This window comes from Dialister sp. i34-0019-2H8 (genome assembly GCF_042846925.1).
In the GTDB taxonomy this organism is placed as follows: domain Bacteria; phylum Bacillota; class Negativicutes; order Veillonellales; family Dialisteraceae; genus Dialister.
Genome location: NZ_BAABYQ010000001.1, coordinates 1,406,089 through 1,421,196, shown reverse-complemented (window position 1 = coordinate 1,421,196; position 15,108 = coordinate 1,406,089). Strand labels below are relative to the sequence as shown.

At 54.1% G+C, this 15,108-nt stretch carries 10 protein-coding genes; all 10 read left to right on the top strand.

Annotation, left to right across the window (positions count from 1 at the left end; translation table 11 throughout):
• Window positions 1-5: 5 nt before the first annotated feature.
• The 10 genes from ACGG9R_RS06095 (at window position 6) to ACGG9R_RS06050 (ending at window position 15,096) form a co-directional block, all read left to right on the top strand.
• On the top strand, window positions 6-767 hold the full coding sequence (locus ACGG9R_RS06095) for an ABC transporter ATP-binding protein (RefSeq protein ID WP_390152759.1): 762 nt from the start codon (window positions 6-8) through the stop codon (window positions 765-767).
• 233 nt (window positions 768-1,000) lie between these two features.
• Window positions 1,001-1,558 (top strand): hypothetical protein, encoded by a 558-nt coding sequence (locus tag ACGG9R_RS06090; RefSeq protein ID WP_390152756.1) that lies wholly within the window; start codon window positions 1,001-1,003, stop codon window positions 1,556-1,558.
• 89 nt (window positions 1,559-1,647) lie between these two features.
• Entirely contained in the window at window positions 1,648-1,770 is a 123-nt protein-coding gene (locus tag ACGG9R_RS06085) for a hypothetical protein (RefSeq protein ID WP_390152753.1), read from the top strand.
• A 772-nt stretch (window positions 1,771-2,542) separates the two neighbouring features.
• A complete protein-coding gene (uvrB, locus tag ACGG9R_RS06080; protein WP_390152750.1) occupies window positions 2,543-4,648 on the top strand; it encodes an excinuclease ABC subunit UvrB in 2,106 nt (701 codons plus the stop codon).
• 464 nt (window positions 4,649-5,112) lie between these two features.
• Window positions 5,113-7,953 carry an excinuclease ABC subunit UvrA gene (gene uvrA, locus ACGG9R_RS06075; protein ID WP_390152747.1) on the top strand — a complete coding sequence of 947 codons (2,841 nt, stop codon included), beginning with the start codon at window positions 5,113-5,115 and terminating at the stop codon, window positions 7,951-7,953.
• 498 nt (window positions 7,954-8,451) lie between these two features.
• Window positions 8,452-10,317, top strand: a complete 1,866-nt coding sequence (uvrC, locus tag ACGG9R_RS06070; protein ID WP_390152744.1) for an excinuclease ABC subunit UvrC — start codon at window positions 8,452-8,454, stop codon at window positions 10,315-10,317.
• Window positions 10,318-10,935: 618 nt separating this feature from the next.
• Window positions 10,936-11,370 (top strand): division/cell wall cluster transcriptional repressor MraZ, encoded by a 435-nt coding sequence (mraZ, locus tag ACGG9R_RS06065; protein WP_390152741.1) that lies wholly within the window; start codon window positions 10,936-10,938, stop codon window positions 11,368-11,370.
• Between the two features lie 176 nt (window positions 11,371-11,546).
• A complete protein-coding gene (rsmH, locus tag ACGG9R_RS06060; protein WP_390152739.1) occupies window positions 11,547-12,479 on the top strand; it encodes a 16S rRNA (cytosine(1402)-N(4))-methyltransferase RsmH in 933 nt (310 codons plus the stop codon).
• A 74-nt stretch (window positions 12,480-12,553) separates the two neighbouring features.
• Window positions 12,554-12,940: a hypothetical protein gene (locus tag ACGG9R_RS06055; protein ID WP_390152737.1), complete on the top strand. Its 387-nt coding sequence runs from the start codon at window positions 12,554-12,556 to the stop codon at window positions 12,938-12,940.
• A gap of 644 nt (window positions 12,941-13,584) precedes the next feature.
• Window positions 13,585-15,096: a UDP-N-acetylmuramoyl-L-alanyl-D-glutamate--2,6-diaminopimelate ligase gene (locus ACGG9R_RS06050; protein ID WP_390152734.1), complete on the top strand. Its 1,512-nt coding sequence runs from the start codon at window positions 13,585-13,587 to the stop codon at window positions 15,094-15,096.
• Window positions 15,097-15,108: the final 12 nt, after the last annotated feature.

Genomic DNA, 15,108 nt, shown 5'->3' with positions numbered 1-15,108 from the left:
TGCCCATGCTCTTAGATGTACAGCATATTTCGAAATCCTTCACGACTGGATATATACGGAAAGTAAAGAAGGAGGTGCTGAAGGATATTTCCTTCACGCTATCAAAAGGAGAGACGCTGGGGATCGCGGGGACGAGCGGTGCGGGGAAGACGACACTCATCCGTATCCTGATGCAGCTTCTCAGGCCAGATGGAGGAGTCGTGCTCTATCACGGGCTGGATCTTGGCGAGCTTTCCGGGAAAGAGATGCTCGCGGCACGTCGCACGATGCAGATGATATTTCAAAATCCTGCGGCTGCGCTTCATCCGCGTATGACGATCCGTGAGAGTATCGAAGAGCCATCACGCCTATATGGGAAGATGGATCGCTTTGAGGAGCGTATGCAAGAGATGCTTTCACGCCTCCAGCTTCGACGCGAGCTGCTCTCGCGCTATCCGGCTGAGCTTTCCGGCGGGGAGCTCCAGCGTGTGGCGCTTGCTCGTTTGCTCCTCATCTCACCGGAGGTCCTGATCTTGGATGAGCCGACTTCGATGCTGGATGTGTCGGTGCAGGCGGAGATCCTGACCCTCTTGCAAGAGCTTCAGGAGGAGCAGAAGATCGCCTATCTCTTCATTTCTCATGACCTCGATGTCCTTGCAGCGATGGCACGCCGCGTGGGCATCCTATCGGCAGGGAGGCTGGTGGAGATCGGGGCGGCAGAAGATGTGCTGCATCATCCGCAGCACCCCTATACGCAGGAGCTCGTCAGTTCATTTTTTGCTTTGTAAAGTGTGCATCCTGATCGCTCAGCGAGCTTCCTGGCTGTGATAAAGCTACAAGAAAGGACGGACATATAGGCTGCAAGATGTACAGGTGTTTAAGGCTTTGCAAAGGGGGATGACAGCGAGACTTATCGTCCCGGGGAGGAACCTTTCCGTATGCATTTGACCTGCGGTCAATTTCATGCTATAATACCCGCATCTTCAAAACAGGATGACTGCTGTGGAAAGGATGATAGATGATGAAAAAATGGAAATATGCACTGATGGCCGCTGCGACGGCTTTGGTGATCCCTGCTTTTGCGAGCCGTGCGGAGATGCCGCCAATCGGGATGCGGAGTCCTCTGGTGGAATACAAGACGTACCATGCGCTCGCAGAAGCCACGGACAGCCGTCCTCTCTTCCTTCCGAAAGGAACGCTGCTTGCCGGTCAGTGCCATCTGACGGACTATATCGCCATCGGCGGCAAGCTCTCGGATATCCGTTATCGGATGGATGATGGCAGCACGCTCTCTGTCCGCACGGCGAGGCTGGTGGGAGAAGAGGCAGGAAAAAATATCAGCGGAGTCTATACCGGTCGCTGGGAATCGCGCATGATCGGTGCGACGGAGGTCATGACAGCGAAGACAATGGATGGCTCACTCGCTGCTTTCTGGACGGAAGGGGAGTATGCGTTCTCTGTCGTCGGAAGCAAGATGAGCGATGACGTCTTCGATGCGCTCCTTTCCGATGTTTTCGTGGATATGTCAGAGCATTTCTATGGGGAAGCGGCAAATCCGCTCGCAAGAAAAACATTCTGAGGGAAGGAAGATCCCTTATCAAAGCGAGCTTCTCGAAGGTCAGGACGAAGGTTCTGGCCTTTTAGCGTTGGAAAAAAGAAGACAGGGAGATGACAGCGACTGCTTTCGATGAAGATGCGAAAAAATGCATCGAAGCCGGGATGAACGCCCACCTGACGAAACCGATAGAGATCGATCATGTCATAGAGGTTCTGGGACAATACTGCCGATGAAAAGGCTCCGCCGAAAGGCGGGGCTTTTTGGTTTGCCTTATCGCCTGTTTGAGGTGCTTTTTCCCTTCATTTTCCTGCATGGAACGGCCTGCATGAAACAGCGTTTTTTCGGGGCGCAGGGAGCAGAGGGTTTCTCATTGCCCGCTCCTCTCACATCCTTTCTTGACCGCGAACGAAAAAGATTTCTCGCTTTCGCTCGAAATGACGAATGCGGGGAAGCGGCATTTTCGTATCGAAAGCCATCTTCATGTGGAGCTCGTGAAGCGGCATTCTCCCTCCTTCCCATGGAAGGAGGTGCCCCGAAGGGGCGGAGGTTGGCATCGCAGAGGACTGAAAAGTCGTGCGGGGGGAGCATTGTCTCGTATCGTCATCCCGAGCGCAGCCGAGGGATCTTTTTCGTTTGCCATTTTCTGTTTCATGCGTGAATCAGTTTGCATGAAACACCGTTCTTCCGGGGCGCAGGGAGTACGGTGTTTCCCGCTTGCCGTTCCTCTCACATCCTTTGCCTTGCCGCGAAAGAAAAAGATTTCTCGCTTTCGCTCGAAATGACGAATGCGGGGAAGCGGCATTCTCGTATCGAAAGCCATCTGTATGAGGAGTCTGTGAATCGGTATTCTCCCTCCTTCCCTTGGAAGGAGGTGCCCCAAAGGGGCGGAGGCTGGCATCGAGCGGGATGAAAGTCATGGGAGAGGAGCGTTCTCCCTAGTCACCCCTTCCCATCTATGCTATAATACATAGATAAATATCGATAAAAGAAAATGGAGGCGAGGGTATGGATCATTCGCGGATCAAAAGAGAATATACAGAGCCGGCGGTGCCTTTCACGCTGAAAGCGCCGTTCCGCCCGATGGGGGATCAGCCGAAGGCGGTGAAGTCTTTGGTGAGCGGACTCAGGAATGGCGAATGGGCGCAGGTGCTGCTCGGTGCGACGGGGACGGGGAAGACCTTCACGATGGCGAAGGTCATCGAAGAGGTGCAGCGCCCGACGCTTATCATTTCTCCGAATAAGACGCTGGCCGCGCAGACGGCGAGTGAATTCAAGGATTTCTTCCCTGACAATGCGGTGTACTACTTTGTTTCCTACTACGACTACTACCAGCCGGAGTCCTATGTGCCGCAGACGGATACCTACATCGAGAAGGATTCGTCACGCAATGAGGAGATCGACCGCTTGCGCCACTCTGCGACGATGGCGCTTTTCGAGCGGCGGGATGTCATCATCGTGGCATCGGTGTCCTGTATTTACGGTTTGGGTGATCCGGAGGACTACAGCTCCATGGGGCTCTCGCTCAGGCCGGGCGAGGAGATCGAGCGCGACAAGATCCTGGAAAAGCTCGTCAGTATGCAGTATATGCGTAATGACATGAATTTCACGAGAGATACTTTCCGCGTGCGGGGAGATACGATCGATGTATTTCCTGCATCGGAAAACAATGTCGCTGTCAGGATCGAAATGTTCGGTGATGAGATCGACTCACTGACGGAGTTCGATGTCCTGACGGGGGAGACGGTCGCTGAGAGAAATCACATCGGCATCTTCCCGGCATCGCACTATGTCACCAGTTCGGATAAGCTCCGCCGTGCCGTCACGTCTATCGAGAAGGAGCTGGAAGGGCGGCTCAAAGAGCTCCGGGATCAGGATAAGCTCTTGGAGGCGCAGCGTCTGGAGCAGCGGACGAATTATGATCTGGAAATGATGCAGGAGGTCGGATACTGCTCCGGCATCGAGAATTATTCCCGCCACATGTCGGATAGGAAGCCAAGCGAGCCGCCATTTACGCTCCTGGACTACTTCCCTGAAGATTTCCTCATCATGATCGATGAGTCGCATGTGACGGTACCGCAGCTGCGTGCGATGTACAATGGCGACCAGTCGAGAAAAAGTACGCTCGTCGACTATGGCTTCCGCCTGCCGTCTGCGCTGGATAACCGTCCGCTGACTTTTGACGAATTCACCGAACGGATCAATCAGATAATCTATGTGTCGGCGACGCCGGGGCCGTATGAAATGGGCGTCCAGACGAATCTGGCTGAGCAGATCATTCGCCCGACGGGGCTCTTGGATCCTTCCATCGAGGTGCGTCCTATCGAAGGACAGATGGATGACCTGCTGGGGGAGATTCATAAGCGTGAGGAGGTTCACGAGCGCGTCCTCATCACGACACTCACGAAGAAAATGGCGGAGGATCTCACCGATTTCCTGACGGAAGCGGGCGTGAAGGTACGCTATCTGCACTCTGATGTCGCGACCATCGAGCGCGCGGAGATCATCCGTGACCTGCGTGCGGGCGTTTTCGATGTGCTTGTCGGCATCAATCTTTTGCGTGAGGGTCTCGATATGCCGGAGGTCTCGCTCGTGGCTATCCTCGATGCGGATAAGGAGGGCTTCCTGCGCTCGGAAACTTCGATGATCCAGGTCATCGGCCGTGCAGCCAGAAATGAGCACGGGCATGTCATCATGTATGCGGACCGCATCACGAAGTCGATGAAGTATGCCATCGATGAGACGAATCGCCGCCGCACCATCCAGCAGGCATATAATGAGGAGCATCACATCATCCCCCACACTGTCCAAAAGCGGGTCAAAGACCTTATTGATCTCACGAAGATCGAAGAGAAGCCGGCTGCCTATGGCGGCAAGAATAAAGAGGGCGAGCTTTCTGATGAGGAGATCTACGCCCGTATGAAGGAATGTGAGAAGCTGATGAAACAGGCGGCGAAGGATTTGGAATTCGAAGCCGCTGCCCGCTTCCGCGACCAGCTCGCCAAGCTGCGCCAGCTCTGGACCGATCGCTACGGTTCCCGCGCGGAAGAAGCGCTGAAGCGTCAAGCTGCGGCGAAGAAACGCATCTATAAGCCGATCAAGAAACGGGTATGAGCGACGAATGCGGGGGAGCGGCACTCTCCCTCCTTCCCTTGGAAGGAGGTGCCCCGAAGGGGCGGAGGTTGGCATCGCAGAGGGATGAAAGTCGTGCGGGAGAGCGGTATTCTCGTATCGTCATCCCGAGCGCAGCCGAGGGATCTTTTTCGTTTGCCGTGTTCCTTTTCCTGCATGGAGCGGTCTGCATGAAACACCGTTTTTCGGGGCGCAGGGAGCAGGGTGTTTCCCATTGCCCGCTCCTCTCACAGCCTTTGCCTTGCCGCGAACGAAAAAGATTTCTCGCTTTCGCTCGAAATGACGAATGTGTGGAAGCGGTATTCTCGTATCGAAAGCCTTCTTCATGGGTAGTCTGTGAGGCGGCATTCTCCCTCCTTCCCTTGGAAGGGGCGGAGGGAGAGTGTACACGATACCCCGCATCGTCATTTTACATTTCCCTATCAACCAATTTCGAAAGGACATCCATGGAAAAAGGAATCATCATAAAAGGCGCGCGTCAGAACAATCTGAAGAATATCGATCTGACGCTCCCGCGAAATAAACTCATCGTTTTCACCGGGCTGTCCGGCTCGGGGAAATCGTCGCTGGCTTTTGATACCATCTATGCGGAAGGGCAGCGAAAATATGTCGAGTCCCTGTCTGCCTATGCGCGGCAGTTCTTAGGGCAGATGAATAAGCCGGACGTGGATAAGATCGCAGGGCTTTCGCCGGCGATCTCCATCGATCAGAAATCCACCAGCCATAATCCGCGCTCGACGGTCGGCACAGTGACGGAGATCCATGACTACCTCCGTATGCTCTATGCACATGCGAGCCGTGCCTTCTGTCCGCACTGCGGCAAGCCGATCCAGCGGCAGACGGTGGACCAGATCGTCGATGCGCTCCTTTCGCTCCCCGAGCGGACGAAGCTCATGCTCCTTGGGCCGGTCGCTGTCGCGAAGAAGGGGACGCATAAAAAGCTCTTGGAAGAGCTCCGCAAGGAGGGTTATGTCCGCGTGCGCGTGGATGGCGATGTCCTCTCCCTTTCCGATGACATCGAGCTCGCGAAAAATAAGAAGCATACCATCGAGGTGGTGGTGGACCGCATCATCGTGAAGGACGGCATCGTGCGCCGCCTGACGGACTCGGTGGAGGCAGCGCTGAAGCTGGGAGATGGCATGATGGTGGGAAGCATCATCGGCGGAAAGGATATGGTCTTTTCCACCCACTTCTCCTGCCCGGACTGCGGCATTTCCCTGCCAAAGCCGGAGCCGCGCATTTTCTCCTTCAATAATCCCTTCGGCGCCTGCCCAGCCTGTATGGGCCTCGGCGCTTCGCTGGAGGCGGATTTCCATCGCATCCTGCCGGATCACACGATGCCCTTCCGTCTGGGCGCGATCCAGCCATTTCCATACAACAAGGAGACCTGGCTCTACAAGCTGCTCGATGCCTTCCTGAAATCCTATGGACTCACCATGGATGCATGCTATGATGACCTGCCGGATCAGGCAAAGGCAGAGTTTGAAAACGGCGGCACGGCGCTTCTCTCCTTTCAGTACACCAGCCCCGAAGGCATCACAAAGTCCTATGAGCGTCCCTTCGAAGGTATCGTCCCGATGACGAAGCGGCGCTATGACGAGGCGTGGACAGAGAAGATGAAGGAAACGCTGTCGAACTACCTCATCGAAAAGCCATGTCCCGTCTGCCATGGGGCGCGCCTGAAGCCCGAGAGCCTCGCTTTCCGCGTGGGCGGAAAGAATATCGCAGAGATCTCCTCTATGGCCGTCATCGACCTTCTGGACTTCATGAACCATGTCACGCTTTCCGAAAAGGAAAAGATCATCGCAGACCAGATCCTGCGCGAAGTGAAGAGCCGTCTCTCCTTCCTCGTGAATGTCGGGCTCGACTACCTGACACTCTCCCGCGGCGCCTCGACGCTCTCCGGCGGCGAAGCCCAGCGCATCCGTCTGGCGACGCAGATCGGCTCCGGTCTCGTCGGTGTCCTCTACATCCTGGATGAACCGTCCATCGGTCTGCATCAGCGCGACAATGACAAGCTCCTTGCGACACTGAAGGGCATGCGAGATCTGGGAAATACGCTCATCGTCGTCGAGCATGATGAGGATACCATCCGAACCGCAGACTGGGTCGTGGATATCGGCCCCGGCGCAGGGGAAAATGGCGGCTACGTCGTCGCGGAGGGTACGCCTGAGGACGTGATGAAGGTGAAGGACTCCATCACGGGGCAGTACCTGCGTGGTGAGAAATACATCCCGCTGCCGGGAAAGAGGAGAAAAGGAAACGGACTCTCGCTCACCATCCATGGCGCTCACGAACACAATCTGAAGCACATCGACGTGACCATCCCGCTCGGTGCCTTCACCGTCGTCACCGGGGAGTCCGGCTCGGGCAAGAGTACGCTCGTGAATGAGATCCTCTATCAGGGACTGTCGAATATCAAGAACCATACATCCTACCGTGCCGGGGCTTTTGACTCCATGGACGGCGCAGAGTATGTGGATAAGATCATCGATATCGACCAGCAGCCGATCGGCCGCACGCCGCGCTCGAATCCGGCCACCTATACCGGCGTTTTCAATGACATCCGCGAGCTTTTCAGCCAGACCTCCGAAGCCAAGATGCGCGGCTACAAACCGGGGCGTTTCAGCTTCAATATGAAAGGCGGACGCTGTGAAGCCTGCCACGGTGACGGCATCATCAAGATCGAGATGCAGTTCCTCTCAGACGTTTACGTCCCCTGTGAAGTCTGCCATGGTGCCAGGTACAACCGAGAGACGCTCGAAGTCCGCTACAAGGGCAAGAACATCTCCGATGTGCTGAATATGACCATCGATGAAGCCGTGCCTTTCTTTGAAAACCATGACAAGATCCTGCGGAAATTGAAGACCCTGCAGGAGGTCGGCCTCGGCTACATCCATCTGGGACAGCCGGCCACCACCATGTCCGGCGGCGAAGCCCAGCGAGTGAAGCTAGCGACCGAGCTCATGCGCCGCGGCACCGGAGATACCCTATACATTCTCGATGAACCGACCACCGGCCTTCACAGCGAAGACATCCGAAAGCTTTTGATCGTCCTCCAGAAGCTGGTGGATCAAGGAAATACCGTCGTCGTCATTGAGCACAATCTTGATGTCGTCAAGACCGCCGACTACATCATCGACCTCGGCCCCGAAGGCGGCGACAAAGGCGGCGAGATCGTAGCCACCGGCACGCCGGAAGAAGTCGCGAAAGTGGAAGCGTCCTACACCGGGCAGTACCTCGGCCCGGTCATCGAACGGACGAAAAAGTTTATGGGGCTAAAGTGACTAGGGGTTAGTGGCTGGGGATTAGGGACTAGGGATTAGACTAGGAGACTAGAAGACATCAGCCCCCGTATCGTCATTTCGAGCGAAGCGAGAAATCTTTCTTGCAGACCGATAAACGAAGGATGCGAGAAAGGAGAAATACGCAGTACCGAGGCGTCATTTCCGTATCAGTGCCTATGTGATTCTGACCGCAGTGCAAGAAAGAATCATCGGAAGCGCTTTCGATGACGAGACGATACGGGAAAGGGATACCCCAAAAAGTTTGAAAGCAGAAAATAACCATCTTCCCTTTATAGGAATCCTCATAGGTTAAACAGGTTCAAAAGGTTCACAGGTTTTTCATCTTTCGTGAATATCATATATTCTAAAACTCCGCGGCGCTTCCCTATGATGATGCGCCGCACCACCCCCGTTGAACCCTCTGAACCCTCTGAACCCTCTGAACCCTCTGAACCCTCTGAACCCCTAATCCCTTATTCTTTTTCTCAGGAGTCTTTTATGATCGATGTCAATGAAAAAATCAAAGCCAAGGTAGAAGCCCTTCCTGACTCGCCCGGGGTGTACCGTTGGAAAGACAAAGACGGGCGGATCATCTACGTCGGCAAGGCGAAGAACCTGAAGAACCGTGTCCGTTCCTATGTACGAGAGGATAAGAACCGTTCCCCGAAAGTCGCTGCGATGATCCGTCACGCAGACGATCTCGACATCACGATGACCGGGACGGAGATGGAGGCGCTGATCCTGGAGTGCAATCTCATCAAAGAACTGCACCCGAAGTACAATATCTCCCTGCGTGATGACAAGTCTTACCCCTATGTGAAGATCACGGTGAATGATGAGTGGCCGCGCATCTTCGTCACGAGGAACATCCGCCGCGATGATGGTGCGAAGTATTTCGGCCCCTTCACCGACGTGGGAAGCCTTCGTCAGACGCTGTCCCTCCTTCGTCACTACTATCCCATCCGCACCTGCCGCTCCATGAAGGTATCCCGTCCCTGTCTGCAGTACCACATGCACCTCTGCAGTGCGCCCTGCGGCGGCCACGTCGATCACATCGACTATGACCGTGATGTGAAGACCATCTGCGACCTGCTGGAAGGGAAGAGCACCCTGCTGGTAAAGGAGCTCACGCGGCAGATGATGGAGGCGTCGGAAGCGATGGATTTCGAAAAAGCCGCCAAGCTGCGTGACCACATCCGCGCCATCGAAAGCGTGCAGCAGCGCCAGCACATCGTATCTGCGGAAGGGGACTTCGACGTGCTCGGCATGGCACGCGATGGCAGTCATACCGGACTGGAGATTTTCTATATCCGCTATGGCCGCATGGTGGGGAAGGAGAATTTCAGTATCCCCGAAAGTGCATCCGAGACGGATGAGGAGATCATCACCACGTTCCTTCGCGATTTCTACGGAGGAAATCCGACATCCGTCCCGAAAGAAATCATCCTGCCGCTCCTGCCGGAAGAGTCCGGTCTTCTCTCCGAGTGGCTGACGAAGCTTCGCGGAAGCGAAGTGAAGCTCATCCGCCCCGAGCGCGGCTTCAAGCGCCGTCTGAAAGACATGGCGATGGCAAATGCAGCGAAGTATCTCTCCGACAAGAAGCTGCAGTGGGAGTATCAGGACGCCCGCGAGCAGGGCGCCGTGCAGAAGCTGAAAGAACTGCTCTCTCTGCCGCGCCTTCCCGAGCGCATGGAATGCTTCGATATTTCTCACAACCAGGGCTCAGAGACCACCGGCTCCATGGCCGTCTTTGAGCATGGCCGTCCGGCAAAGAGCGAATACCGGAAATTCAAACTGCAGACCACGCAGGGGCATGCGGACGACTTCAAGTCCATGGCAGAAGTCATGAGCCGCCGCTATGGGAAGGAAAAGGACTGGCCCGAGCCCGACCTCATCGTCCTTGATGGCGGTCTTGGGCAGATGCATGCGGCCATTCCCGTGATTCGCGAGGCCGGCTGCCATGCACCCGTCATCGGGCTCGCCAAGCGTATCGAAGAGATCTACGTAGAAGGCAGCGACATCCCGATTGTCCTCGATCACCATGAGCCCGCTCTCCAGCTTCTCCAATTCATACGTGACGAAGCCCACCGCTTCGTCATCACTTACCATAGGAAGTGGACGAATAAAAGAAATACAGAGTCCGTCCTTGACCACATCGAAGGCATCGGCCCAAACCGCCGGAACGCGCTCTGGCATGCCTTCCGTTCGCTCGATGAAATGAAAAAAGCGAGCGAAGAGGAGCTCGCCAAGGTGGCGGGCATGAATAAGCGCGCCGCGCACAATGTCTATCGGTTCTTCCATATGAGAAAAGATGAGAAACAGCTCGTCCTGCAGGGGATGGATGTGGAGAAGGAAGGCGGATGATACGGGGTAATGCGACATTCTACCTCCTTCCTCTGGAAGGAGGTGCCCCGAAGGGGCGGAGGTTGGCTTCTAAATCTGGATGAAAACTCATGTTGGACGAGCGCCGCCCCGTATCGTCATCCCGAGCGAAGCCGAGGAATCTTCCTTGCACAGCGGAAAAACAGTTTCTCTAGAAATCGCAGTGCCAAGGCATTGTTACTCTATCATCGCATAAATAAGTGCGGATGACGGAAGAAAGACTGTTTTATCCAAAATACGACAATAAAAAAGTGGCTGTGAAGAAATGAATCCTCATTTCTTCACAGCCACTTTTTGTTTCTTTGTTTCACACCTATCCCAACTTTTGGATACAGGTAAACAACGTTGTGGAATCCGAAATTATTTTAAGCATTTGGATAGAAAGATTCCCGAGTGGGGATTTTTTATTTTGTCTGTTTTTCGAAAAACGGAAGAAATCATAGCGGGGAGTGGTTTGATTTCAGGCAGAAAGTGCTGAAAACATCGATAAAATCAATACACGGGCAGCAGGCGGAAAAATGATGAGTTTGAAAAAAATTCGTTGTCACAGGGTGGGAGATTGTGGTAGAATGTGGGTAAATGTGGAGGAGGTGGAAGGATATGTTTATGAATGAATATTCTCATACCATAGACGCCAAGGGGCGCATGATCCTTCCAGCGAAATTCAGAGAAGAGCTGGGAAGTCGTTTTGTGCTGGCTCCAAGTCTGGATACCTGCCTCAATATTTATCCGAAAGAGCGCTGGGATGCCTTGATCGCCCGGCTACAGAAGCTGCCCTTCACGAACCGTAATGTCCGCAAGATCATGCGTCATCTGATCGGCCGCGGGACGGAGATGGAGTGCGACCGCCAGGGGCGTATCCTGATCCCTGCCCACCTTCGTGAATTTGCAAAGCTGAAGAAGGAAGCCTGCATCGTGGGGACGGGACCCATCATCGAGATCTGGGATCCGGAGCTCCTGCGTCAGGACGAAGAGGGCGAGGATATCGCAGAGATCGCGGATGCTCTCGACCTTCCGCTGAATTTTGATCTGTGAGGTTTGGGAGTGACTGGTGACTTGAATGCTACTTTAGGGCATCGCCCATTTCGTCATCCTGAGCGGAGTGAAATGTCGTTTGTTGGAAAAGTCGCATTCAGAAAGTTGAGGCCTGAGTCGAAGGATTTCGGCGAAGCCGCCACCACAACCCTGAACCTTTTTTCGAGGACTCATTTATGGAATTTCAACACACCACCGTGCTTCTGCACGAAATGATCGACCGGATCCTGACGGATCCACATGGCATTTATGTCGACTGCACCTTAGGGGGCGGCGGACATTCTTTCGCTATGGCGGAGAAGCTCGCTCCAGATGCGCTTCTGATCGGCGTCGATCAGGATGAAGAAGCGATCGAGGCGGCTTCTCATCGTCTTTCCGGCTGTGCCTGCCGGCATCTCTTTGTACGGGATAATTTTTCTCACATCCATGATATCCTGGCCTCGCTTGAGATCGACAAGGTCGATGGCTTCATCTTCGATCTGGGGGTCTCATCCCATCAGCTTGATGACGGCAGCCGTGGGTTCTCTTATATGAATAACGGGAAGCTCGATATGCGCATGGATCAGAGGAATCCGCGCACGGCGTATGAGATCGTGAATACGTATGAAGAGGAAGCGCTTGCACGCATCATCTGGGAGTATGGGGAAGAGCGATGGGCGAAGCGGATCGCGCAGTTTATTTGTGAATTCCGCGAGAAGAAGCCCATCGAGACGACGGATGATCTGGTCTCGGTCATCAAGGCGGCCATTCCGGCGCATGCCAGAAGAAATGGCCCGCATCCAGCGAAGCGCACGTTTCAGGCGATCCGCATCGAGGTAAATAACGAGCTGGGGATCCTGAAGGACACGATGGAAGCCTGCGTTTCCCACCTGAAAGTGGGGGGACGGGTCGGCGTCATCACGTTCCAGTCACTGGAAGACCGCATCATCAAGAAGGCTTTCAAGGAAATGGAAAGGGACTGCATCTGCCCGCCGGAGCTGCCTGTCTGTGTGTGCCACCACCATCGTCTGGTGAAGTCCATCGGCAAGGCGCAAAAGCCAAGTGCGAAAGAGATCGAGGAGAATCCGCGTGCGAGAAGTGCGGTCCTGCGTGTTGTAGAAAGAGTGTAGGGAGCGACCGGGGATCTGGCCCTGTTTCCTTCAGCCTGAGATATAGAGTCTGAAAAAGATGGGAGAGATATCGTATGGTACAGGAAGTGCAAGTCATGGATTACATGCCGTCGATGCCGGAAAGCGTCGCCGCGTCTCGCCGGATCGAGCGCGAGAGGTCTGACTCTTCCTATTTTTTCCATGACATCATTCTGGGGACGCTGATGATCCTTTTTCCCGTGATGCTGCTGGTCTTCCTGAGTGGGATCAATATTCAGGAGGAATACAGAATGCAGCGTATCCGCAGCGAGGTCATGACGATGGCGAAGGAGAATGCGGTGGATAAGCTCGAGGTGTCCCGTCTGGAGGCACCGGTACGCATCCAGCAGATCGCAGAGCAGAAGCTCAAGATGAGCCTGCCTGTTCGTGCGGTCTATGGCAGTGCGGATCCCGCCAAACCGCACCCGAACAAAGGAAGATAGAGAAATGGGTTTGGAAGGTTCTGAGGGTTCAAAAGGTGCAACGGGTTTCCCATTTTGGGCAATGGTGTTTCCTTAAAAACTCTGCGGCGCTTTGATCCTTCGACTCAGTTCTCATAATTTCAAATAAGCCATTTTTAAGGAAACACTGATTAAATCGTTATCAGATTTCATTCTTGGGTTTTTATACAGAGCGAGGAGACAGAGGGCGCAAATAGCGAGCTATTTAAGGAGAATGTCGACGACACTATGTATAAAAATCCATATGAAATCTGATTCTGCGATTGAATCAGCGTTTCCCTAACATACGACGTTTTTCTCCGTTCAGGATGACGAAATGCGCCGCACCACACTTGTCAAACCTGTTGAACCTTTCTTACAATGAATCAGTGGGGTTAAAAAATAAGCAGATAGAAGTGAACTACACAAGAAAGGGGCTGTGAAAATGAAATTTCATCTTTCACAGCCCCTTGTGCTTGCCATAGATTTAAGCTAATATAATGAGTGGCATTCGAGCGTCATCTCTGCTGGAGGTGATGGCGCATGCCGTGATGATTTCAAAAGTACGACTCATAGAAGACAGGAAGCGCGGATGACATCCGGAGGGGTGTCTATGTTTCCTAAATAAAAAACCAGAGGTGACTGTTTTGAAAAAATTAGCAGAATTACTGAAAACAACGCCGATCCTGCGCACGGAAGGCGCTACAGATATTGAGATCTTGGATGTGACAGCGGACTCGCGTCAGGTGAAAGAGGGAAGCCTTTTCCTTTGCCTCGAGGGGGCGCATGTGGATGGACACAAATTCGTGGACTCTGCCGTGAAGCTGGGGGCGAAAGCCATCGTGGCTTCCAAAGAGGTGAAGGCACCGGAAGGGGTCACTGTCGTCTATGTGGCAGATACCAGAAAAGCGATGGAAGATATGGTACCGTTTTTCTTTGACTATCCGTCGCGCAAGATGCGCATGATCGCACTTACGGGGACGAATGGCAAGACCACCACGACCCATGTCGTGAGCCATATCCTTGAGCAGGCAGGCTACAAGACCGGTGTCATCGGCACCATCCATGCCCTGATCGGGGATAAGGAGCTGCCGACGCACAATACCACGCCAGATGTCATCGATCTGGAGCGTCTGCTCTGGCAGATGGCAGAAGAAAAGGTCACCCATGTGTGTATGGAGGTTTCTTCCCATTCGCTCGTCATGGGGCGCGTCGAAGGCGTGGAATTTGATAATGCCGTCTTCACGAACCTCACGGAAGATCATCTGGACTACCACAAGACGATGGACAACTATGCGAAGGCCAAGGCTATCCTTTTCGAGAAGGTATCTTCGGTAGGACAGACGAAGGGCAATAAGGCAGCGTGGGTGAATGTGGATGACCCGTATGCCCATGTGATGATGGACGTTGTCGATCAGAAGGTGGCGGATCTTCACACCTACAGCATGAGTGACAAGACGGCGGATCTGTATGCCTTTGACAGCCGGTTCACCGGCAAGTCATCTGCCTTCAAAGTGACCTATGAAGGGAAGACCTACCAGTTCGAGACGAGACTGGCAGGCCGTTTCAATATCTATAACACACTGGGGGCGATCGGTGCGGCGCTTTCCGAAGGAATTTCCATGGAAACCATTGCAGCTGCTATGAAGACATTCCACAGTGTGCCGGGGCGTTTCGAGCTGATCGATGAGGGCCAGTCCTTCACCGTCGTGGTCGACTACGCACATACCCCGGATGGTCTTGAGAAGATCCTGACGACCGCACAGGAGATCACGAAGGGCCGCATTCTGGTCGTTTTCGGCTGCGGCGGCGACCGTGATAAGATGAAGCGTCCGATCATGGGCCGTATTGCTGCCCGCTATGCGGATGTAGCGATCGTGACCAGTGACAATCCCCGCACGGAAGACCCAGAGACCATTGTGAAAGAAGTGGCAGCCGGCGTCGAAGAGGTGAAGGCGGAGAAGCCGTCCCTGCAGGTGGAAGTGGTGGTCGACAGAAGAAGCGCTATCCAGAAGGCGATCTCCCTCGCTAAAGGAGACGATATCGTCCTCATCGCCGGCAAGGGTCATGAAGACTACCAGATCTTGAAAGACAAGACCATTCATTTCGACGATAGGGAAGAAGCGAGGAAAGCGCTGAAGCAGTCGGCTCGCTTTTGAGGACACTACTGA